Below are 21,716 nucleotides of genomic sequence, written 5' to 3'. Positions count from 1 at the left end.
AGCAATCTATCCCTTTTAATATCGATTTTTAGATATATTTTACTCCTTTGTTGGGAACCCTACCTTTATAACTAATATAACGATTAAAAGGTAGGGATACTAATGAAAAGAAGGATAATGAATGTTTTACTTGTTTTCACAGGTATAGCTGTATTCATATCTGGCGGCATCTGGAACATAAATGAAAACAATAAAATAAAGAAAGGACAGAAACAAAATACGGAAGATGTCAGTGTTAGCACTTCTACTCAATACAGATTTCCCGCTGAATTCGATAAGCAGCAGGCCATCTGGATGCAGTGGCCTTCGGAGGTGTACAATCAGGCAAGTCGCCCTGTAATTCCTGTTATGTTAAAAATTATAAAGGCATTAGCTTCTCACGTAAGGGTAAATATTGCTTCGAGGAGTGTTGATGAGATTGTTACAGGAAGGAAGCTTCTTAAACAAAGCGGCTATACAGGACAAAATGTCCACTTTTATGTAATAAATCACATGTCCATTTGGGCAAGAGATGTGGGGCCTATTTTTGTTAAGGATGTTCAAAACAAGCTGAGGGTTGTAGATTTTAAGTTCAATAACTACAGCAGAGGAGGAAGCCAATATTATATTGATGTGGAAAATCAAGTGGATACGCTTACTGCAAAACTTTACGGTTTTCCTGTAATCAAATCAAGCCTGATTTCGGAAGGCGGTGCTGTAGAGACAAATGGCAGAGGCACTATAATGCTGACTGAATCGGTCTTATTAAAACGCAATCCAGACTTAACCAAGCAGCAGATTGAAAATGAGTTTAAAAGGGTTTTGGGTATTAAAAAAGTCGTATGGCTCAAAAAAGGCTTGGCAGAGGATGACAACATAACCAGTGGACATATTAATGAAATAGCAAGGTTTGCAAGTCCCAACACTATACTTCTTGCATATGTCAAGGCGGGGGACAGGTATTTGAACAACTATTCAAAGGAATCATACCTTCGCATGGAAGAAAACTATAACATACTTAAAAATTCTACTGATCAGGATGGAAAACCCTTTAGAATAATCAGAGTCCCTGTTCCGCCTACGCTTTATAATGTCACAGACAGTGCAGGAAGATTGCCTATCCGGAGCTATCTGAACTATGCAGTAACCAATGGTGCAGTAATTATGCAAACCTACTGGAGGCAAGGACGCTCAAGTGCATTAAAGGAAACTGAAGATGGGGTTAAGGAAATTTTGAAGGGAGTATACCCAGGACGTAAAGTTATTGGTATAGATACTGAAAGTCTTAACCTATGGGGTGGTGGCATACACTGCATAACCCAGCACATGCCGGCTTATTAAGCTGCTGGGTTCTTCTACAAAATCAGGGAAGCAAGCTGTAGAGTTAAAAGTGGATTATTTTGATAATATGGTTTTTCATATATTGATCTACAAACAACCTCTTTAATCTTGATTCTCTTTCATACTCGTGAAGGGTTATTTTTTTTTCAGCGAGCAATTTTTCTAGCAGTATTATCATGTTTTTACAGCATATATATAATTCTGTATCCATATTTTACCTCATAATTAAAAATGTATTTACAAATAATTTACAGCTTGTTTGTTAATTCACTATTAAGGTTATGTTAAGGTATAATTAAAAATTACTTAAGTTTTTGAGTGGGTGTTTACGAGTTAAGTCAACACATGAGCCAAATTTATATCGGAAGTTATTTTTGATCATGTCTAAATCTATATTGAATAAAAAAGTATGCCCTTTTGTACATCCATAATGCTAAGAGCAGCAAGATTCAACACAAACATCACCATTTAATCTGGATAAGTTGCTATTAATTGCTATATTGATCAATTGATATGCAATATATACAAAAACTGATGATACAGTACTTATGGTAAAGTTAAAATCATTTAGCATGCTTGATTCAGTATTTAAATATTCCAGGTGCTTTTTATTTATGTAATAATATAAATTATTGTTTATTTCCACTAGAGAGCCTTTAATATCTATTTCTATATTACCTATATTATTCCTGAAAAAATACTTAAGGCGGTTTTCGTATAGAAAGTGAGTAATGGGATTTAAATATTTTATATGATTGTGAGCACTGCAAAAATAATCCGATATAAGATGAATTACTATTCCTAGTTTATAGGATAACATATTTATAGAATTATTATTGTAAGTAAACTTTTTATCTGTGAAGTATTCAAGGTTCTTATTCAATAGATAACCTGAATGAAATTTAGTGTGTGGTACTATAACCATTGATGGATTTTTATCTGGAGCAACACTTCCAAAGATAAGACTTTTATAATCTATAGGAGCATTGATAATTGTATTTGTAAGTTTGTAAAGTTGTTTTGCAATGAGTTCATGAGTTTCACAAAGCATAGGAATTCTCCTTTCAAAAAATAAGGTTTACAAATTTGATTTTACGTATTTCCAATATCTATAGCAGACTGATAATAAAAGGATTTTATGTTTGTGTAAAATTATTCATTATTACGCAGTGCATTTGACTTCTTTCAAATCGTAAACATAATCACTTTCAAAAATGTTCTTAATAACTTCAAAATTGCAATCTTCGCACTTAAGATCAAAATTATGAAGTTTTTTTGCTTCCATTTCAGGAAGATTGAATACAACCGACCCGCAATTTGTGCATTTTATAGTTTTAAAATTAAACATAAAATTCTCCTTTCTATATGTTTTCAAAATAATTTTAATATATATTTGTTAGATTGTTATTAAACAATTCTTAAAACAAAGTAAATTTTTGAAGTATTGATTAAAAGAATAAAAATGACTTATTTTAATTTTGATAATATTTACAATAAATCCCACCGTGTTTCTTATAACATGATGGGATTTATTGTACTTTTAATTATTTTTATGATTTATTCTATAGTAATTAGTCCAATATCTGCTTTAAGCATTGTAACCGCATCATTAATATTTACTCCATCCATATCTAATACATCAGCAGCTATCATTGCTTGCGGATCAAGCTTGGTTTTTCCTGTTATGTGCTGAAGGGTTTTTAGTCCATCAATATAATTGACTTTATTGTCTCTATTTACATCACCGGTTTTGATGACAATATTTCTGCCGTTGTCTCCACAAACTGCTATTCCCGTATCCTCTAAATTAGCAGGTATTACTTCTACCTTTATTGCTTTACCTATCATTTCTTTTGTTACTTTTAGTGTTTTATTGGCAGCACTATCTATAGGGCTGTATGTACCGGTAACTGTATCTGCAATCAGCCATCTGAATTTTGTTCCGGACTCAGGTCTATTGTTCTGGTCTATATATGTATAACTTGCCGTCAAGGTTTGTCCTGTAACGCATTCACCTTTAAATTTGACATCTGATGCAACAGGTAGCACTGGCCGAACAATTGTTATCGTTCCATCCTGGAGGTAGATTGGCTCAATCTTCTGGAATTCCAAATTGCATGCTTCAGCACTGTCAACCTTGATAGTAAAGTTCATTGGTAATATATTAACATCCAGATTGGAATTTACCTTGAATGTAATGGCTGCAATTTCCATGCTTGAATTTGTTAAACCCTCACTGTTTATTCCATTAAACAATATTTCTCCAGGTATGTTGGAATTTACTGCTGTTGAAGAAAACTCAGGAGCCAATAAGACATTTTCTACAGCAAGGTTATTAGCATCAAAGGTAAGTTTCATTTGCAGACCCCCTATATTTTCCATTTGGTTCATTCTTACTTTTACTGTTACATTTTTACTTGGGCTTGTTGTAGCAGAGCCGGCAGATACCTTGACATCTTTTGTTACAGTAAAGCTGTCATAAAGAAAGGTATCTTTTATTATTGCATTAGTATTTCTGTCAAATGCAGTCATATATGTTTCGTATTTTATACTCCTCTTTGAAACAGTAACTGCAGTGAATGTAGGTAATCTTACAAAATTATGGTCTTTACCTTCGTAATCATCATCTGTAATTGGTCCAAGGGGGTTAAGGGCACTACCGGCAGGTGCTGCTGAATTCAAATCCAGGAATTCATAGTTTGGAGCAACGGGGTCACCTGGTTTTATCCAATTATTATCGGTTAGCATTGCATAGAATTTTAAAGTGCTGCCGCAATTCCCTACATAATAAAGTGGTGCATTATCCGGCTGTTTTGCAGTATATACCCTATCTTCAACTTTTTTAGTAACATCAGCTTTTCTTCCATCAGCTTTTACAAAACCTCTGCTTAAAATGTGATCATGTCCCTGTAATACAGCATCAACACTTAATTGTGCAAAAATGGGCCCCCAATATTTTCTATTATCTATTACATCTGCATCATCCATATGGTTACCACCGGAGTAAATAGACTTATGGAAACCAACTATTGTCCATAAACACGCCTTTTTGGCTTTTGCTACTTCATTGCGTAAAAATTCAGTCTGCGAAGAACGCAGAGCGGAATTATTCATTGAGTAAGCATTTTCAATATTGAGCATGATAAATCGTGCAGCACCATAAGTAAATGCATAGGATACGGGAACACCATTTACTTGACTTGCCCATGTAAAGTGGCTGCCCATACCCCCTGATCCCCCATTTGACGAATCATGATTTCCCATGGTTGCAGCAACTGGGATCTCTGAGATCAAGCTGCCGCTGAAGGTTTGGTTATACTGTGAATTCCCGGGCTGGTTAAAGAATGATTCCCATTGACCTTCATTGGCAGCAGTATTGGTAAGATCTCCTGCAATGTATATAAATTTTGCATCGGGATACATTTTCTTTATTATATCAAGGTTTGCATTCCATCCTTTTGAGTCATTACCTGATACCTGAGAATCGGATATATAAATATATGTATAGGGATCATCGCTTTCCTTTGCTGTCTTGAAACTTTTAATCTCACTCATCATACCCGAAGCACCACATCTGTAAAAATACTCAGTATCGGGCTTCAAGCCTGTTAATGTTGCTGAATAAAAGTTTTTGCTTATTACAGCATTGTTGTTTACATCTTTTAAAGTAGAGGATGAAACAGCTCTCTTTTCAATTTTGGCTGGATAGTGTACAGCAGCGTCTTCATTGTAGGTTTTTTCCCAAACGCTGACTTGTGAATCGGTTAAGCTCGTATCAGTGGTTGTCCAGTTTATGCTAATGCTGGTCTGTGGATCAGTTGTCATGGACAGTGCTACTTGCGAAGGAATTTTGTCATTGATATTGGTTGTAGATGTTGGGGCAACAGTCAAAACGGGCGTTTCTGCTGCATGTACTGCATTTGGAAATAAAATAGATACCTGCATTAGCATGATAAACAAAGCCATCATTCTTTTAAAATAATTCCTCATGATTAAACCTCCATTTTAAATTTATTTTGTAATGCATAGAAAACTTTTGTTTTCTATGCATTACTGTAATTTATTAAGTTTAAGATTGTATAAAAAGCAGGTTAAATTAGCGTAAAATGAGAATTGTTTAATAAAAGATACGAAAGATATAGCTTTATTTCCAAATTAATTGAACCCATTCAGGGTGATCAATAAATGGATTTCTATTATGCTGCCATTTGTTGTATATTATATTGTTTCTTCTTATTTCAAAAGTATCTACAGGATCCTGTGCATGCCATTGAAGAAGTGTTGATAATTTACCGTGATATGGAGCATAGCCGTTATTAACAGAATTATTGAGTTCCAAATCAATTTCCCCACTGTCACCTTCATATCGGACAGTCATATAGAACAACATCCTTGCAACATCTCCCTTTACACTATCCCTGGGTTCCCATGAGTCATTATCGGTTTTACATTGGGTTGCTTCGGTATGGTAAATTCCACCATCGTCAAATTCTTTATTACCCCTGTCACTGTTTATAGAAACATCCTCCGGTCTTAAATGGTGAAGGTCGGTTCCAGGACCCATTTGTGTACCGAACTTTCCATGGGATTTAGCCCATACATGCTCCCTGTTCCAGTTGTCCACACTGGAGCCGTTTGTATATTTGCCTTGTGACCGGCCGGAGTATATTAAAATTACATTGGAACTGTTCTTTGGATCTTCGTCTGTTTCTCTAAGTGCATCCCACACATCGCTGTAGGATATTTCTGTATGATCGTCAATTATATCATGCAGTGCTTTTTTTAATTCGGTTCCACGTTTACCTACGGCATATTTATAATAATCATTGTAAGTGGATGAAGTCAATGGACTTGCTAATATTCCATCGTCAACGGCTTGTGCATCATTTGATGAAAATGGTACATTGGAGGTAAAAAGCAGAGCAAAAATTAGTAAAAGGCTTGTCAGTTTTAGGCTTTTTGAAAACATAGAATTCCTCCCATATTATTTAAGTGGACATAATGATAATATAAACAAATGTATTAATTTTATATTGGAATTACGTTACAAAAAGACAGGTTTTACATACTGCTGATCAAGACACCACTGCAGTAATTTATACCGTTTTTTACATCAATTTAATACTACCTTAACATTTTTATATAATAATATAATAACTGAATATATTTTTAGGGTGATAAAAATGTACTCAATAATTCTGATAAGCAATGATAACTTTGGCAATTCTTTGAAGAAGGAACTAAGAAAAAGAAAATTCAAGATGTTTTTTTCTTCAAAACCCAAGCCTGGCCTTGATAAGGCAAAAACAAAAAGACCCGATATACTTATTATCAATTATGTATTTAAGGGAAGCTTTATGCTATTTGACATGATTAAGGAGATAAGGTCTGATTCTACGCTTAAAAACTCATTAGTATTTATTTTGTCCGAAAATAAAGATGAATTCGATAAAGTTTTAGCAATAGAATTAGGTGCTGACGAATATATGGTAAAGCCTGTTGATATAAATCAAATATTGTTTAAATTGAAGTGCTTATTAAGATATAAAAAAAATATTTTACATTAAAGGAGCATTCCTAGATAGATGTTAAATATAATTGTTTGATGGGTATACACTTAATAAATTATATCTATTAAATCTTTTAATCTAGATATCATGTATTTTTACATGAAGCTAATATTAACTTAACAAAAGGAGTATAATATATAAATATAACTATAACTAACAAACTATAGAGAGGGAGGATTTGGTTATGGATAAGATGAAGAGAGCCTTAAGTAACAGTGAAATCAATTATACTGTAATGGACGATGAAGATTATGTATATGATGAAGATGATTTGGATTTTATCGTAGAAATTTTGGCATTTGATTAATAATTTTGAAACTAGTATTGTGCACGCAATTATGAATAGACCAGTTGCATAATGTCCTATTAAAAAATATTAGGGCCGATAGCAACTGGTGATAGGGGCGGTAATATTATAGAAATCCCTTCAAACCATTCTTTGTTTTTGACCATTCAAATGTTTTACAACTATTCCTTCAATTTTCGAATAATACTGATGAACTACCTTAACTTACACAAAATATAATTATTCAAAATTTAAGTGTTTCCGTTTAAAATAATTATCTTGCATATGTACACTCCATTTATTAATTACTAAAGCCTTACTTAATTATAATCTATAAGTATGGTTAATTATGTTACTTGTTATATCGAACTCACGTTAAATATATTCTTATTATAAACGGAAAGTTAACTTGACATTGTTAAAAAATGATGTTAACATGGAAATGTAAAGTTAACTTTCCGTTTGGGCGTTAAGGAGTTGTGGTATGAAAAACAGGTTAGAAGAAATTCGTAAGAAACGAGGGATAAGACAAGAAGAGTTGGCATCAGCATTAGAGGTATCGAGGCAAACCATTGGTTCTCTGGAAAATGGTAGATATAATCCCTCTATTATTTTAGCATTTAAGATTGCCATGTACTTTAATATGAGTATTGAGGAAATATTTATCTATGAGGGGGAAGAAAAAAATGAAAACTAAATGTATTAGAAGATATTTGGTATATTCACTGATAGGCTTTCTAATTCTGGCTGCAGGTGCTGTTTTAGGAAAACTCACAAAGGATACTCAAGGAATAATTGGGACCTTGCCATATATTTTAATTGGGGTCGGGTCTGGTGTTTTCGGACAAAATCTTGGTACTGTGTTTAATATTTATGCAATGAAAAAAGCCCCACAGGTTGCAAAGCAAAGAGAAATTGAAGAAATGGATGAGAGAAATATAGCAATAAACAACAAAGCCAAAGCTAAAGCGTATGATCTTATGGTTATGGTATTTGGAGCTTTGATGGTGGCATTTGCATTAAGTAAGGTTGATTGGGTTGTTGTTTTGGCAATTGTTATTGCGTACTTATTTGTGGTATTTTCAAACGTATATTTTATAAGCAGATACCAAAAAGAAATGTAAATAATGAGCGTAGGGACCAAAAAACAGCTTCTATGATATATTGATTTTTTCATAAAAGCTGTTTTTATAGACTTTTTCATAAACTCTTTATATAGGCAGCTGTATAATAAACTCTGTGCCTGATCCGGGCTTGCTGGTTACATTTATACTTCCGTTATACAGGTTTACAATGTGCTTTACTATGGATAATCCGAGTCCTGTACCACCCATGTTTCTGGATCTGCCCTTATCAACTCTATAAAACCTTTCGAAAATACGGGGAATATGTTCCTCGTCGATTCCAATTCCAGTGTCTTTAATTGTAAAAGTAATTGTACCTTCTTTTTTGATTGCTTTTATAGTTACAGTACCATTATCTTTGTTATATTTTATTGCATTGTCAACCAAGTTTATAAGCATTTGCTTAATCCTATTTTTATTAGCATCTATTGTTATATAATTTTCTATTTCAAAATGCAGCTTTATTCCTTTTTTTTCGGCAACACCTTCCAATATATCATATATTTCTTTAAAAGTGTCATTTATGTTATGGCAGGAGATGTCTGAGTCAGTCATAGTGTTTTCAATTTCTGAAAGCTGTAAAATATCATTTATTAGGTTTGATAACCTTTCTGATTCTATATCAATTATATCCAGAAACTTAACAGCAACTGTTTTATCATCAATAGCACCGCTTTTTAATGTTTCAATAAATCCCCTTATTGAGGTGAGCGGAGTTTTTAGTTCATGGGTTACATTAGATACAAACTCCGTCCTTATTTGCTCCAGCTTTTTGATGTTGGTTATATCATGTATTGATGCGATACCTCCAGAATTCGGTTGCTTCGTATTGTTTGAATTTATTGGGCTGGTATAGACCCTGTAAATTTTGTCTGTTTTTGGATCAACGATAACCTCATTCAAAAGGGGGGTGTTTTTATCAATACTTTCTTTAATAAGATTGTTTATCTTATTATCACCAATTAGCTCCATTAAATTCATTCCAATAATACCAGGTCCATATTTGATTCCGAATATCTGGCAGGATACCGTATTTATAAGCATTATTCTAAAATTGTTATCAACGGCTACAACACCGCTGATCATACTGTTTATTATGGAATCTATCTTGATATTTTTGTCGTTCATTTCGGCTAATGTGGATTCAAGTTTTTCAGCCATTAAGTTGAATGTATTTGAAAGTTCTTCTATCTCATTGTCACATATTATATTTGATCTTCGTGAAAAATTTCCTTCTGATATATCTTTTGTTACATCTATAAGCTCGTTTACCGGTTTTATGATCATATTGGAGAAACGAAATGCCAGTATTGTGGTCAAGAGGGTGCCTGCCAGGATGCCTATTCCTGTATATATCAGTATTATCTCATCAATGGTCTCAAGTTGAATCAAAGGTACTGAAACCCTTATTATTATTCCTTCAGAAGTCATAGGCACAGCTATATAAAGGAGGCTTATTTGCATGTCTTTACTGAATCGGATATCTTTGCCGATTTGTCCCTTTAATGCTTCCTTGACTTCCTTTCTATTGCTATGATTATCCATTGAAAGATAATTCATCTCCGATTCACCGATAACGATACCTCTTTTATCAATAAATGTTATTCTTAAGTAATTTTCATTTTCTTTAATTTTATTGGAATCATCCTTTGGATATAATATATCTGCATATTGTTGAGCAATTTTATTGTAGTCTATAGAAACACCTGACTTCTTGTTTTCCGATAACTGAAATTGTATAAGCCGTGCTGTACTTATAAGTTTTTCTTCTAATTCATATTTATAGTATTTTTGTGAAATTTCAGATATTAGAAGTCCTGTTATAAAGACACCAATAACAGTTAGTACTAAATAGTACAGAAATATTTTTTGTTTCATTTACCAGATGCTCCTTTATCATTAAATCGATAACCGATACCACGTATGGTTTCTATGAAGACAGGGGTGCTGTCATCATCTTCAATCTTTTGCCTGAGATATCGAATATGAACGTCAACAGTCCTGGTTTCGCCATAGTAATCAAAGCCCCAAACTTTTTCCAGTAATGTTTCTCTTGAAAGAACTTTGCCTTTATTGGAAATTAAAAGCTTTAACAGTTCAAACTCTTTAAGGGGAAGGTCAAGTAATTTATCATCCTTGTAAACCTCACGGCGTGTGCAATCTAAGGATATATTTCCAAACTGTATGACTTCAGGATTGCTTTCTGTAGAAATATGAACTCTTCTGAATAATGCCTTTACTCTAGCTACCAGTTCTCTAACGCTAAATGGCTTGGTAACATAATCATCTGCTCCAAGCTCAAGGCCTAAAACCTTGTCAAATTCATCACTTTTTGCAGTAAGGATTATTACAGGTATTGCTTTAGTGCGTGGGTTTTGACGCAATAGTCTGCAAACCTCCAGACCATCTACTCCAGGAAGCATAATGTCGAGTATAAATAAGTTGGGAACATTGCTTTTGCATTCTTCCAGTAGTTGTTCTCCCGTATCAAATGTGATCACTTTATAGCCATTGGCCTCCAGATTGTATTTAATTAGCTGCTGTATGTTGGCTTCGTCTTCAACGGCAAAGATTAGTTGTTTTGTCATATTTGTGCATGCCTCCGGATAATATTGAATAAGTTGGTAATAATTAAAATATAACCTACCCTATAATTTGGCTCATGTCATGACTTAACTCGTCAACACCTGCCTAAAATATGAAGTATTATTTTTGTTATTCAGTAAGTCTACTATATCAAATTGTTAATAAAGATTCAAATATTCTGTTATATATCTCTACATGTTGCAAGTACCATGTACTCTACACTGTAGGAACATGTTATATGCCATAGTCATAATATAAAAAAGGCATTGTTAGCTGGATGTGAATATAATATATGAACAGGGATTTAATTATATTACCATATAACAGGGATAAGGCGGTTCAATATGCTCATAAGTGGGCATATTCGAGAAATCCAAGATACTTGAATTTTGAAAATCTTGGGGGAGATTGTACAAATTTTGCCTCACAGGTGATATATAGCGGAAGCAGGGTTATGAATTATAAGCCGGTGTATGGATGGTATTACACAAGCTCATATGATAGGACTCCTTCGTGGACAGGGGTAAATTACTTATATAACTTTCTAGTCAAGCGAGATGGTGGGCCAGGACCTTTTGCCCAGGAGGTTGATATGAAAGATGCAAGACTGGGCGACATTGTACAGCTCTCATTTTCGGGTGGAGACATGTTTAATCATTCACCTGTAATAGTGCAAATAAAAAATCCTGTATCATACAATAATATACTGGTAGCAGCACATACTGATGATCAGGATAATTATCCTTTAACAGGTTATGAGTGGGTAAAGATAAGGTTCCTGCATATTATGGGCGTTAAGCAATACAGATGAAAAGTGATAATAAGATCAGGGCACATTTAGACCTATAGGCTGGCAGCTATCATCAGTGATTTCGCTTGCCAGCCTCAGGTCAAGCAGGAGAACTGCTTTTTCGCCAAGCTTGGCTACCCCCGTAATATATCTCCTATTAAGAGATTTGATGGTCTCTGGAGGGTTTTCGATATCTTTGTCATCAATCCATATAATTTCGTTTACTACATCAATTATAAATCCCACTGCGAGACTATCGGAATTTAGTATGACAATTTTTGTATGCTCATCACTTTCTTTTGCAGCTAGGTTGAATTTTTTTCTTAAGTTTAAAATGGTATAGATTTTACCTCTGAGGTTAATAAGACCCTGAACAAAACTAGGAGTATTAGGTATCTTAAATATTTCCATTGGAGCAATTATTTCCTTAACTTGGTCGATGTTAATACCAAACATTTCATCATCTACTTTGAAAATTACTATTTGTTGGTTAGCCATGTCATTACCTCCTGTAAAATGGCTTAGGTGATTCCCAAAAAATAACTGGTCAACTGGAGATTTCAAAAATATTGATTTTACTACTTCTCAACATTAAAAATTGACCAAGGAAATTTTTGAAATCTCCTTATTTATATATATATCGGAAATCCGGTATGAATTGTTTATACAAATATAGAGTGATATTGACTCGAATAAATTGGCCTGACTTTTGTCGAAAAAGAAAAAACTCCACATTTTTGTGAAGTTTGATTTCTTAAATATTTATGAAGTTAATATTCATTAATTATGATCTGTAACTTCCGTTTATTTTTACGTAATCATATGAGAAATCACAAGTCCACATTCTATCTGAATATTGTCCTTTTTTTAGATTTATAGCAATTTTTATTTCTTTTTCCTTCAGTATTTTTTTTGCTGCAGCTTCGTCAAAATCCAATGCACAGCCATTCCTGCATACCATTAAGCTGCCTATAGAAATGTCTACAAGGTTAGGGTCGAAATCTGCACCTGAATAACCAACTGCTGTCAATATTCTTCCCCAGTTTGCATCTTCTCCAAAAATTGCTGTTTTTACAAGAGGTGATTTGGCAACTGAACATACTGCGTTATAGGCATCAACTTCAGATGAAGCACCGTTTACAGCTATTTCTACCAATTTTGTTGCACCTTCTCCATCCTTGGCAATCTCTCTTGCAAGGAATGTGCAAACATATTCAACTCCTTTTTTAAAGGCTTCAAAATCAACACTTTCTTTTACAATTCCTGAGTTATTAGCTTCACCATTGGCAAAAGCCACAACCATATCACAAACGCTGGTATCTCCGTCAACAGACACCCTGTTGAAGGTTTTTTTCACTGCCTCCTTTAAAGCTTTATCGAGAAGACCGCGAGATATATTTGCATCAGTGGTAATAACTCCTATCATTGTAGCCATATTGGGATGAATCATTCCCGATCCCTTTGCCATTCCGCCTATTATAACCTTTGCGTCCTGTATTTCAATTTCTACAGCTATTTCTTTTGGCCTTAAATCTGTAGTCATAATTGCTTCTTCAGCATCATGACCTCCGTTTTCCGAAAGCCTTTGTACTGCTAAACGAATACCTGAACGAACCGATGGCATATTTAGAGGAACACCTATTACACCGGTTGAACCTATAAGAATTTCTTCGGGCTCGCACTGCAGAAGGTTTGCAGTAAGTCCGGCCATCTCAACGGCATCCTTATATCCTTGTTCGCCAATACAAGCATTGGCATTGCCGCTATTTATGACAAGGGCTCTGGAATAACCGCTTTTTATATGTTCCATAGTGACCTGGAGGGAATGTCCTTTTACCTTATTTGTTGTAAAAACACCTGCAGCAACTGCAGTATCTATTGAGGAAATAATTGCGATGTCTTTTTTGCCGTTTTTCTTTATTCCACAAGCTTCTCCGGCAGCTAAAAATCCTTTGGGGGAAGTAATCCCGCCTTCAAAAATAGTATTCAATATGTTCACCTCAAGTTATATTTGTTTTGAATATTTAAATTATACAGTATGTGCTATTTTTATTCAATAAAATTAGGGTTGTTTTTATGTTAAATCCTAAATTTAGGGAAAACAAAAAAGATGATATCCTCTATTGTTTGTATAAGAGGATATCATCACTTATGGCTGCGATAACTCAGTTCAAAGGAGTATAAGAGCTGAAGCTGTCGCTTGCCATTTCACTAAGGAGTCTTTTTATGATCGATGTAAGTATGTAATTATCTTCAATTAATCTATTGATGTCAATTTCTGTTTCAGGTATTATTTCCCGGGAAAAAATGTTGTCATATGTCATAGTATTATGACCGGATTCTTGATGCATATGGCTATATGCAGTTTTCGTCACACTTGGGTTACTATTTGCCTTTAACATATTATTTCTGTTATTTTTAGCTTTATCCCTATTTAAAGAGTACATGTCATTATTTTTTACTTGCTCAAGCCATATCATGCTTATAATATATTCAGGATAGTTATCATCCGCTAGAGCAGGTAAATTACTGTCATATTTCATATAACCCGATTGTATCAAATGATAAAGGGCATCTGCTATTTCCTTGGCTTTGGCTATTTTTCTTATTGATTTTACCGATTCATCATTTTCCTTTATAAAAAGGTTTTCTTTTATTACTTTTTCGATCAACAGGGCTATGTCATCATCAAACAGCCTGTATCTCATTTTGTAATTTTTAAGTTTCAGGCTGAATGTTGAATTATTTACACCTATTACTTTTGCAGCAAAGGATTTTTTTATATTCAATGTATCTAATACTGTTGCAAGAATCTGCCTGTCCATAAGTAAACCTCCTTTAAATCCCCTTATATGAATTTTGACATTTTAATCAAAGTAAAATAAAATATTTGTATAAATTTGTTGATTGCTTGAGAAAAGGAAAAAATAACACTTTTCTTCTTTATAACAATAAAATACTACTTTTTTTAAAGAGGTAAAATAGGAAATTAAACACGAGGAAATTACCGAAGTTTTTACCGAAGTTGTTGAGGTTGCAAAATACTTGTGATTTTGTTAATAAGGCTAATGGGTGGTTTATATGAATGTTTTTGGAAAAATTTTAGCTAATATGATAGAGGCATTGTTCTATAGCGGTGCTGAATTTACCAGAAAGCTTATGATAAGTCAGGATACTCTTGATAATTGGAAAAAAGGAAAGTACATGCCTAGTGATGGTTTCAGTTCTAAAAGGTGTACCATCAGTGAAGTTATTAAACATATAAACGATAGGTATTTCAAGCTTCTTGAAAATGGAACAGTAAAATCGGATGTTATACTTGACATTATGATTAAATCCGGTTTGCCTCAGCAGGCGAAGGATAAACTTTACGAATACGTTGATAGTGTCGATTTTCCAGGCAGAATCATTAAGGCTTCCTATGAATATGAGAAGATCAGAAGTGAAGATGATTTTACTGTTACAATGGAATTTGATTCTTCCATATACCCTTACCTTGAAAGAAAAATAATCGACGGCAAGGAAACAAATGTTAAGGATTATGTGGAAAAAATAATGATTGACAAGAAGAGCTTTATAATAGGCAGAAAGAATAAGGGTGCTGATTATGTGTGCAGGAATAATTTCGTAAGTAAAAGCCATGCAGAGATAATATCCAGAGAAGGCCGGTATTTTTTGAAGGATCTTGGATCTACCAATGGTACTTTTGTAAATGGTATGAGGGTTGATAAACTTATTGATATTGAAATAAATAATAATGATAGAATAAAGTTTGCTGACTGGGAATATATATTTGTTATTCCAGAGCATTAAATATATAGGCTTACATGCTTGATATTTTCCATATCACATAGCCTTTTTTGTCAGTAACAAAAATATTTCCCTGTTTGTCAATGGCAAAATCGCTGGGATCCTTAAATAATGCATAATAACCAGGATAGGTATTATGTTGGGAGATTCCTGTGTTATTATTCTGGGGGACTTTACCGGGCTGCCCGGCGATAGATTCCACATCTGATATATCTCCATTACTGTCAAGGGAAATTCTTCTTAATACATTCTTGTCGAGAATATATAGATTATTGCCCACAGCCTTTATTCTTTTCGGAGCAAAAAATCTGCAGTTTATTCCATCGACAAATTGCTGCTCCTTTTCGTTGCCGGCAAACAACATGAAATTCTGTGAGGTTTTGTCCAATTTGTATATGGAATAGTTCTCTTTGGAGCTGATGAATAAGTTGTCATATACATCAAGTGTAATGCTGTCAATAAATCCAGGCAGTTCCTTGAGTATTTTATGTTCCTTTGTTTTGGTATTTAAATATACCAAAGATGTAACTTCTTCATCAGTGCTTATGAATTCGTGCTCAAGAAGATAAATATTATCATGGCTGTCAAAGGCAAAATCCTCAATGACCTTTAATGTGCCGCTGTTTTTGTAAATAAAATCGGTAATTCCATTCTTATAGCTGCATATTCCGTAGATCATTTCCTGATTTTCATTTTCATAAGGCTCAAATGAAAAATAGATAGTACCATTGGAAGATATCCTGGCAATTTCTGCATTGGTTTCCAAATCAATAGTTTTTACGGTGTTTTTATTAATAAGCCTTAATTTTCTCTGATCGGTAACTAACAGATCACCGTTTGGTATGAAAGATATACTGCAGGGATCTGATATAATTGCATTTTTCAAATCACCATCGGGTATATCACCGTTAATATCGGTATGGTTGCCGTTTCCGGCGAAGGAAGAAACCTGGTAGTTCCTTAAATATTTCAGGTTTATGTCCACATGTTTGACTTCATCAGCAGCCTTGTTGACAAGAACTGTCATTTTTAATCTTTTGTCTTCATAAAAACCCTCCAGGTCAGCAGTTCCTTCTCCCGTAGCATATACACGGTCGTTCTTTACCACCGCAACATCCTGATTTGAAGATTTCCATTTGATCTCATTACTTCTGACGGGTGCTGTAGAGCCGTCTGTGTATTTCTTTTTAACCTTAATGGGTCTTTCCTGTTTTTGAGAAAGAGCAAGAACCTCGGGAGAAATATCCAGCACAGCTGATTTTTCCTTTGAAATTGCCGATATACCTAAATAGACCATTGACAGCGATATTATAGACATTAAAATGCTGGCAGAAATAATTAATCTATTTCGTATCCTGAGCTCAAAACTATTAATTTTTAAGAGCTTAATATTGTTTAAATCTTTTTTTAGCTCATCAATACTCTGATACCTTTCTGAAAGGTTTTTCTTTATGCATTTTAGAATTATGTAATCCATCTGGGGGGATATATTTTTGTCATATTCCAATAGGCTTGTTTCCTCGAATTTAGGAAGTGCACCTGTCAGTAAATGGTGCAGGGTTACTCCAAGACTGTAAATATCAGTCCTGTTGTCGGTTGCACCTTCGGCAGTCAATTGTTCTGGTGCTGCATAATATGGGGTTCCGGCAATTATTGTATCTTTGGTGTTTTGCCCCTTATATTCCCTTGCAATTCCAAAATCTACTATAACTGCCTTATTGTCCGTTGTAATTATTATATTTTGAGGCTTCATATCGCGATAAATTATTGGAAATGGCTTCATGCTGTGCAGGTAGGAAAGGGCATCACAAAGCTGCTTGGCCCATTCGATTACTGTTTCTTCATCAAAACTTTCCGCATCTTTAAGCAATTTATCAAGGGGTGTTCCTTCAATATAGCTTTCTACCATGTAAAATCCACTGTCATCCTCTATGACATCAATGATTTTGGGAAGGCTTACATGATTGAGCTTTTTTAGGATATCTATTTCTGCAAGGAGCTTGATTTTAGTGTGCTTTTTGTAAATGTACTTAACTGCCCATAGGTTGCCGAGTTCTATATTTCTACACAAGTAAACCTTGCCTGTTGCACCCTGACCGAGGAGTTTTTCAATTTTATATTTGCCCTTCAGTATTTCGCCTATATCAACCATTGTAATCTCCTATTCGTCTTTGGAACCGTCAATATCCATAGTAAAATCGTCCTCATCGAAGGCGGTGCTTTGATCCATTTCAAATGATTGGGGTCCGTTTTTAGGCTTTGCGATATGATTGTCAACACTTGGCTTGTTGGTTCTTATGTAGAAGTAAATCAGTACTGCATTTAATATGAGCGTACCAATACCTATAGATATATAAACATAATGTATGCCCAAAAAAGAACACCTCCATTTACAAAAAACTCATTATATATTAATTTATTTTATCAGCAAATGTATGCATTTATCAATATGTATAAATGCTTTATACAAACATCCTACAAAACATATACAAAAGTTTTTGGTTTATAATAAAATTAGTTAAAGATAGAGAGTATGGGTTTAATTTTATTTTATTAAAGGTGCTTGATATTAAAAGTGGAAAATTAATTGAATTATTGTCACTTTTAATAAAATAACACTTTTAATTGCATAGGGGAGTATTATATATATCAATCATTCATTAGCATCTAACTATTTGGAAAACCTTCACTAGGGAGTACCCCTTGTTAACGGTTGTGGTATAAAGTTTCTTATATTAGATTTTTGGGGAGACACTTTTAGAGAAAATTATGAATTATCACAAATTTAGTGCCTTAGTGGAGGTTTGACAAATAGTTAGTTATCAGTTGGGAAAATTAAATTTTGAAGCAGCAAAAAGTGCCTTGACAGTCTAGGGTGATTGTTATATCATTATTTAATAGCATAATGATAAAAACAATGATTAAGAGGAGTAGTCGGTATAAGCCCTAAGAGAGGAAAGGTCAGCGGCTGAAAGCCTTACCGGGATAGGATCGATGAAGGTAGCTTATGAGTTTAGTAATCGAAATTGGTTTGTATCTTTAGTAGGTTATTACGGCAGCGGACCGTTACTTCGCGAAAGAGCCCTTGTTGGGAATTATGGTGGTACCGCGGAAATATGCCTTTCGTCCATTTGTTTGGATGAAGGGCTTTTATTATATTTAATAATTTTAAAGCTCATAAGGGGAAGTAAGTTCTTTAAACATTTTGTAGGAGATGATTGGTTGAATTATATTGATATTGTAGCAATTTTTTTTATCGCAATGGGAGCGATAACCACTTTTGGTGCTAAAGCCATTGTAAAGAAATTAGAACTCAATAACCGAATGACTTGCGATTTTGAAAATGAAATGAGCGAGGAAGAGCTGGAAGAATATTTGTTTAATAAAGCAGTTGTAAGGTGCAAGATGTTAGGGATGATTATTGCGTTACCTGGGTTTATAATGTTTTTGGCAATCTCAAGAGGGTGACAAAAAACTATTTGGGAATTCCAGAAGCAATAAAAATTTAAGAAAAGAAAAATAAGAATCAATAAATAAGAGAGGCAGGTCGAATAGTATGGAAGAAAATAAGAACCTTGAAAAAACATATGACCCAAAGCAGGTTGAAGAAAGACTTTATAAAAAGTGGATGGATAATGACTATTTTCATGCAGTAATAGATAAAGAAAAAGATCCTTACACCATTGTTATACCTCCGCCTAACATTACCGGTCAGCTTCATATGGGTCATGCTCTTGACAACACCCTTCAGGATATACTTATAAGGTGGAAGAGGATGCAGGGTTACAGCACATTGTGGCTTCCCGGCACAGACCATGCAAGTATAGCTACCGAGGCTAAAATTGTTGAGGCTATGGCTAAAGAAGGAATTACAAAGGAAGCTATTGGCCGTGAGAAGTTTTTGGAAAGAGCATGGGAATGGAAAAAACTCTATGGAGGCAGGATTGTTGAACAGCTTAAAAAACTCGGCAGCTCCTGTGACTGGAAAAGAGAAAGATTCACAATGGATGAGGGCCTTTCAGAGGCGGTTAAGGAAGTATTCATAAGGCTTTATAACAAGAAGCTTATTTACAGGGGTGAAAGGATTATAAACTGGTGCCCTAAGTGTAATACCTCAATTTCTGATGCAGAGGTTGAGTATGAGGAAAAGGAAGGAAGCTTCTGGCATATTAAATATCCTGTTAAAGATTCCAATGAGTTTATAGTTGTTGCAACAACAAGACCAGAGACAATGCTGGGAGATACTGCTGTAGCAGTTAATCCTGATGATGAAAGGTATAAGCACCTTTTGGGTAAAATGGTTATCCTGCCCCTTGTTAACAGGGAAATACCCATTATTGCCGACAGTTATGTTGATAAGGATTTCGGAACAGGTGCGGTTAAGATAACTCCAGCTCATGATCCTAATGACTTTGAGGTTGGATTAAGACATAATCTTCCACAGATAAAGGTTATGAACGATGATGCAACCATGAATGAAAATGCAAGACAATACCAGGGAATGGATAGATATGAAGCAAGAAAGCAGATGATTGAAGATCTTAGGAATATGGACTTGCTTCTTAAGATACAGCCTCATAATCACAATGTTGGAACATGCTACAGATGCAGCACTGTTATTGAACCTATGATATCAAAACAGTGGTTTGTTCATATGAAGCCTTTGGCTGAACCTGCTATAGAAACAGTTAAAAACGGCACAATCAAGTTTGTACCTGAGAGATTTGCCAAAATATATTTTAACTGGATGGAAAACATCCAGGATTGGTGTATTTCAAGACAGCTGTGGTGGGGGCATAGAATTCCCGCTTATTACTGTAAAAAATGCGGAAAGGTAATAGTTGCAGCGGATATGCCCGATGTATGTCCTGACTGTGGCGGTACAGAATTCCTGCAGGATCCCGACACTCTCGATACATGGTTCAGCTCTGCATTATGGCCTTTCTCAACATTAGGATGGCCTGAAAATACAGAGGAACTGGCATACTTCTATCCAACGAGTGTACTTGTTACAGGCTATGATATAATATTCTTCTGGGTTGCAAGAATGATATTCTCCGGTCTGGAACAAATGGGAAAAGAGCCTTTCAAATATGTATTTATCCATGGAATAGTTAGGGATGAGCAAGGCCGTAAGATGAGCAAATCATTAGGTAATGGTATTGATCCTTTAGAGGTAATAGATAAATACGGTACTGATTCATTGAGGTTTGCACTTACCATAGGTGTATCACCGGGAAGTGATTTAAGGTTCTCGGATAAAAAGGTTGAGTCCAGCAGAAACTTCACAAATAAGGTATGGAATGCATCAAGATTTGTTCTTATGAATTTTGATGAAAATATTGATTTCTCCAAAGTAAAAGAAGGGAGATTTACAGTTGCCGACAAGTGGATACTTACAAGAATTAACAACCTTTCTAAAGAAATTACAGAAAATATGGAAAGGTTTGAAGCGGGAATTGCCCTTCAAAAGGTTTATGAGTTTATATGGGAAGAATTCTGTGACTGGTATATTGAGTTGGTTAAACCAAGGCTATACGATAAGGAACACGAATCCAGGCTTGAAGCCCAGTATGTTTTAAATTACACCTTGGGCAATGCATTAAAGCTGCTTCATCCATTTATGCCGTTTATAACTGAAGAGATATACTGCCACCTTATCAATGATGATGAGAGCATAATGGTATCAAAATGGCCGGAATATATTGAAAAATATAACTATTCGGAAGACGAAGCTAAAATGCAGCTTATTATGGAAGCTGTACGCAGTGTAAGAAATATCAGGGCAGAAATGAATGTTCCGCCATCAAGAAAGGCTAAAATAATCTTCGTAGCTTCAGGGGTTAAAGAAGTGAAGATACTTGAAGAAGGAAAAATGTACTTTGAGAAGTTGGCAAGTGCATCAGATGTTGTGGTTCAGCAGGATAAAAACGGTATTTCTGAAGATGCTGTATCTTCAGTCATTGCCGGGGCAGAAATATTTATTCCTCTAGATGCCCTTGTAGATATTGAAAAGGAAATTGAAAGGCTTGAAAAGGAAAAAATAAACCTTGAGAAAGAATTGGAAAGAGTTAAAGGAAAGCTTTCAAATCAAGGCTTTGTGGCTAAGGCACCTGAAAAGGTTATAGAAGAAGAAAAGTCCAAGCTAATGAAATATCAAGAAATGTACGATAAAGTTGTTGAGAGAATTAAGGGATTGAGTAATGGCTAAGAAATAACAACCTCTAGGA

20 protein-coding genes and 1 other annotated feature are annotated in these 21,716 nt (G+C 34.5%); of the genes, 9 read left to right on the top strand and 11 right to left on the bottom strand.

Going from position 1 to position 21,716, the window contains the following annotated elements; genetic code table 11:
* Positions 1 to 102: 102 nt before the first annotated feature.
* Positions 103 to 1,320, top strand: coding sequence for an agmatine deiminase family protein (locus tag Bccel_RS11130; RefSeq protein WP_036941764.1), 1,218 nt, complete (start codon positions 103 to 105; stop codon positions 1,318 to 1,320).
* A gap of 433 nt (positions 1,321 to 1,753) precedes the next feature.
* On the opposite strand, the gene Bccel_RS11125 is transcribed toward Bccel_RS11130, so the two are convergent.
* The 4 genes from Bccel_RS11125 to Bccel_RS11110 form a co-directional block, all read right to left on the bottom strand.
* On the bottom strand, positions 1,754 to 2,371 hold the full coding sequence (locus Bccel_RS11125) for a zinc dependent phospholipase C family protein (RefSeq protein ID WP_036941767.1): 618 nt from the start codon (positions 2,369 to 2,371) through the stop codon (positions 1,754 to 1,756).
* 111 nt (positions 2,372 to 2,482) lie between these two features.
* The gene (locus Bccel_RS11120) at positions 2,483 to 2,668 is read right to left on the bottom strand and encodes a hypothetical protein (RefSeq protein WP_036941770.1); all 186 of its coding nucleotides are present in this window, start codon (positions 2,666 to 2,668) and stop codon (positions 2,483 to 2,485) included.
* A gap of 209 nt (positions 2,669 to 2,877) precedes the next feature.
* Complete coding sequence (locus Bccel_RS11115; protein WP_036941772.1) at positions 2,878 to 5,310, bottom strand: fibronectin type III domain-containing protein; 2,433 nt, start codon at positions 5,308 to 5,310, stop codon at positions 2,878 to 2,880.
* 154 nt (positions 5,311 to 5,464) lie between these two features.
* Positions 5,465 to 6,289 carry an endonuclease I family protein gene (locus Bccel_RS11110; protein WP_036941775.1) on the bottom strand — a complete coding sequence of 275 codons (825 nt, stop codon included), beginning with the start codon at positions 6,287 to 6,289 and terminating at the stop codon, positions 5,465 to 5,467.
* A 214-nt stretch (positions 6,290 to 6,503) separates the two neighbouring features.
* On the opposite strand from Bccel_RS11110, the gene Bccel_RS11105 reads away from it, so the two are divergent.
* The 4 genes from Bccel_RS11105 (at position 6,504) to Bccel_RS11095 (ending at position 8,300) form a co-directional block, all read left to right on the top strand.
* Positions 6,504 to 6,887: a response regulator gene (locus Bccel_RS11105; RefSeq protein ID WP_036941778.1), complete on the top strand. Its 384-nt coding sequence runs from the start codon at positions 6,504 to 6,506 to the stop codon at positions 6,885 to 6,887.
* 187 nt (positions 6,888 to 7,074) lie between these two features.
* Positions 7,075 to 7,197 (top strand): hypothetical protein, encoded by a 123-nt coding sequence (locus Bccel_RS32075; RefSeq protein WP_276326150.1) that lies wholly within the window; start codon positions 7,075 to 7,077, stop codon positions 7,195 to 7,197.
* Positions 7,198 to 7,660: 463 nt separating this feature from the next.
* Positions 7,661 to 7,873, top strand: coding sequence for a helix-turn-helix transcriptional regulator (locus Bccel_RS11100; RefSeq protein WP_036941781.1), 213 nt, complete (start codon positions 7,661 to 7,663; stop codon positions 7,871 to 7,873).
* Positions 7,863 to 8,300, top strand: coding sequence for a hypothetical protein (locus Bccel_RS11095; RefSeq protein WP_036941783.1), 438 nt, complete (start codon positions 7,863 to 7,865; stop codon positions 8,298 to 8,300). Before Bccel_RS11100 ends, Bccel_RS11095 begins: the two co-directional genes overlap by 11 nt.
* An 87-nt stretch (positions 8,301 to 8,387) precedes the next feature.
* On the opposite strand, the gene pnpS is transcribed toward Bccel_RS11095, so the two are convergent.
* Positions 8,388 to 10,178, bottom strand: a complete 1,791-nt coding sequence (gene pnpS, locus Bccel_RS11090; protein WP_036941786.1) for a two-component system histidine kinase PnpS — start codon at positions 10,176 to 10,178, stop codon at positions 8,388 to 8,390.
* Positions 10,175 to 10,888 carry a winged helix-turn-helix domain-containing protein gene (locus Bccel_RS11085; protein ID WP_036941789.1) on the bottom strand — a complete coding sequence of 238 codons (714 nt, stop codon included), beginning with the start codon at positions 10,886 to 10,888 and terminating at the stop codon, positions 10,175 to 10,177. The genes pnpS and Bccel_RS11085 overlap by 4 nt, the downstream gene beginning before the upstream one ends.
* 290 nt (positions 10,889 to 11,178) lie before the next feature.
* On the opposite strand from Bccel_RS11085, the gene Bccel_RS11080 reads away from it, so the two are divergent.
* Positions 11,179 to 11,697 carry an amidase domain-containing protein gene (locus Bccel_RS11080; protein WP_036941792.1) on the top strand — a complete coding sequence of 173 codons (519 nt, stop codon included), beginning with the start codon at positions 11,179 to 11,181 and terminating at the stop codon, positions 11,695 to 11,697.
* Between the two features lie 15 nt (positions 11,698 to 11,712).
* On the opposite strand, the gene Bccel_RS11075 is transcribed toward Bccel_RS11080, so the two are convergent.
* The 3 genes from Bccel_RS11075 to Bccel_RS11065 all read right to left on the bottom strand — a co-directional run bounded on the left by Bccel_RS11075 (position 11,713) and on the right by Bccel_RS11065 (position 14,501).
* Positions 11,713 to 12,174 carry a chemotaxis protein CheW gene (locus Bccel_RS11075; RefSeq protein ID WP_036941794.1) on the bottom strand — a complete coding sequence of 154 codons (462 nt, stop codon included), beginning with the start codon at positions 12,172 to 12,174 and terminating at the stop codon, positions 11,713 to 11,715.
* Between the two features lie 286 nt (positions 12,175 to 12,460).
* Positions 12,461 to 13,666 (bottom strand): bifunctional glutamate N-acetyltransferase/amino-acid acetyltransferase ArgJ, encoded by a 1,206-nt coding sequence (argJ, locus tag Bccel_RS11070; RefSeq protein WP_036941799.1) that lies wholly within the window; start codon positions 13,664 to 13,666, stop codon positions 12,461 to 12,463.
* Between the two features lie 175 nt (positions 13,667 to 13,841).
* A complete protein-coding gene (locus tag Bccel_RS11065; RefSeq protein WP_036941802.1) occupies positions 13,842 to 14,501 on the bottom strand; it encodes a hypothetical protein in 660 nt (219 codons plus the stop codon).
* Between the two features lie 256 nt (positions 14,502 to 14,757).
* Between Bccel_RS11065 and Bccel_RS11060 the strand changes: the two genes are divergently transcribed.
* Positions 14,758 to 15,489, top strand: coding sequence for an FHA domain-containing protein (locus Bccel_RS11060; protein ID WP_036941805.1), 732 nt, complete (start codon positions 14,758 to 14,760; stop codon positions 15,487 to 15,489).
* A 10-nt stretch (positions 15,490 to 15,499) separates the two neighbouring features.
* Here Bccel_RS11060 and Bccel_RS11055 read toward each other — a convergent pair whose 3' ends face one another.
* Together Bccel_RS11055 and Bccel_RS11050 are read right to left on the bottom strand one after the other, a co-directional pair.
* The gene (locus Bccel_RS11055) at positions 15,500 to 17,638 is read right to left on the bottom strand and encodes a serine/threonine-protein kinase (RefSeq protein ID WP_050753377.1); all 2,139 of its coding nucleotides are present in this window, start codon (positions 17,636 to 17,638) and stop codon (positions 15,500 to 15,502) included.
* A 9-nt stretch (positions 17,639 to 17,647) separates the two neighbouring features.
* Positions 17,648 to 17,860 carry a hypothetical protein gene (locus tag Bccel_RS11050; RefSeq protein ID WP_036941808.1) on the bottom strand — a complete coding sequence of 71 codons (213 nt, stop codon included), beginning with the start codon at positions 17,858 to 17,860 and terminating at the stop codon, positions 17,648 to 17,650.
* A gap of 534 nt (positions 17,861 to 18,394) precedes the next feature.
* Positions 18,395 to 18,620: a binding site (T-box leader), on the top strand.
* 88 nt (positions 18,621 to 18,708) lie between these two features.
* Between Bccel_RS11050 and Bccel_RS28850 the strand changes: the two genes are divergently transcribed.
* Both Bccel_RS28850 and Bccel_RS11040 read left to right on the top strand, forming a co-directional pair.
* Entirely contained in the window at positions 18,709 to 18,954 is a 246-nt protein-coding gene (locus Bccel_RS28850) for a hypothetical protein (RefSeq protein ID WP_036941917.1), read from the top strand.
* 88 nt (positions 18,955 to 19,042) lie between these two features.
* Positions 19,043 to 21,697, top strand: coding sequence for a valine--tRNA ligase (locus Bccel_RS11040; protein WP_036941810.1), 2,655 nt, complete (start codon positions 19,043 to 19,045; stop codon positions 21,695 to 21,697).
* Positions 21,698 to 21,716 lie beyond the last annotated feature (19 nt).

The sequence above is a fragment of the Pseudobacteroides cellulosolvens ATCC 35603 = DSM 2933 genome (assembly GCF_001262605.1).
Lineage (GTDB): Bacteria > Bacillota > Clostridia > Acetivibrionales > DSM-2933 > Pseudobacteroides > Pseudobacteroides cellulosolvens.
The sequence above is the reverse complement of the archived record's forward strand: the minus strand, read 5'-3'. Positions and strand labels throughout refer to the sequence as shown.

Coding starts and splice junctions, on each gene's coding strand:
- Bccel_RS11100 (WP_036941781.1), top strand. CDS start 7,661: ATGAAAAACAGGTTAGAAGAAATTCGTAAGAAACGAGGGATAAGACAA.
- Bccel_RS11110 (WP_036941775.1), bottom strand. CDS start 6,289: ATGTTTTCAAAAAGCCTAAAACTGACAAGCCTTTTACTAATTTTTGCT.
- Bccel_RS11085 (WP_036941789.1), bottom strand. CDS start 10,888: ATGACAAAACAACTAATCTTTGCCGTTGAAGACGAAGCCAACATACAG.
- Bccel_RS11115 (WP_036941772.1), bottom strand. CDS start 5,310: ATGAGGAATTATTTTAAAAGAATGATGGCTTTGTTTATCATGCTAATG.
- Bccel_RS11060 (WP_036941805.1), top strand. CDS start 14,758: ATGAATGTTTTTGGAAAAATTTTAGCTAATATGATAGAGGCATTGTTC.
- Bccel_RS11080 (WP_036941792.1), top strand. CDS start 11,179: ATGAACAGGGATTTAATTATATTACCATATAACAGGGATAAGGCGGTT.
- Bccel_RS11120 (WP_036941770.1), bottom strand. CDS start 2,668: ATGTTTAATTTTAAAACTATAAAATGCACAAATTGCGGGTCGGTTGTA.
- Bccel_RS11065 (WP_036941802.1), bottom strand. CDS start 14,501: ATGGACAGGCAGATTCTTGCAACAGTATTAGATACATTGAATATAAAA.
- Bccel_RS11055 (WP_050753377.1), bottom strand. CDS start 17,638: ATGGTTGATATAGGCGAAATACTGAAGGGCAAATATAAAATTGAAAAA.
- pnpS (WP_036941786.1), bottom strand. CDS start 10,178: ATGAAACAAAAAATATTTCTGTACTATTTAGTACTAACTGTTATTGGT.
- Bccel_RS11125 (WP_036941767.1), bottom strand. CDS start 2,371: ATGCTTTGTGAAACTCATGAACTCATTGCAAAACAACTTTACAAACTT.
- Bccel_RS11130 (WP_036941764.1), top strand. CDS start 103: ATGAAAAGAAGGATAATGAATGTTTTACTTGTTTTCACAGGTATAGCT.
- Bccel_RS11105 (WP_036941778.1), top strand. CDS start 6,504: ATGTACTCAATAATTCTGATAAGCAATGATAACTTTGGCAATTCTTTG.
- Bccel_RS32075 (WP_276326150.1), top strand. CDS start 7,075: ATGGATAAGATGAAGAGAGCCTTAAGTAACAGTGAAATCAATTATACT.
- Bccel_RS11075 (WP_036941794.1), bottom strand. CDS start 12,174: ATGGCTAACCAACAAATAGTAATTTTCAAAGTAGATGATGAAATGTTT.
- Bccel_RS11095 (WP_036941783.1), top strand. CDS start 7,863: ATGAAAACTAAATGTATTAGAAGATATTTGGTATATTCACTGATAGGC.
- Bccel_RS11040 (WP_036941810.1), top strand. CDS start 19,043: ATGGAAGAAAATAAGAACCTTGAAAAAACATATGACCCAAAGCAGGTT.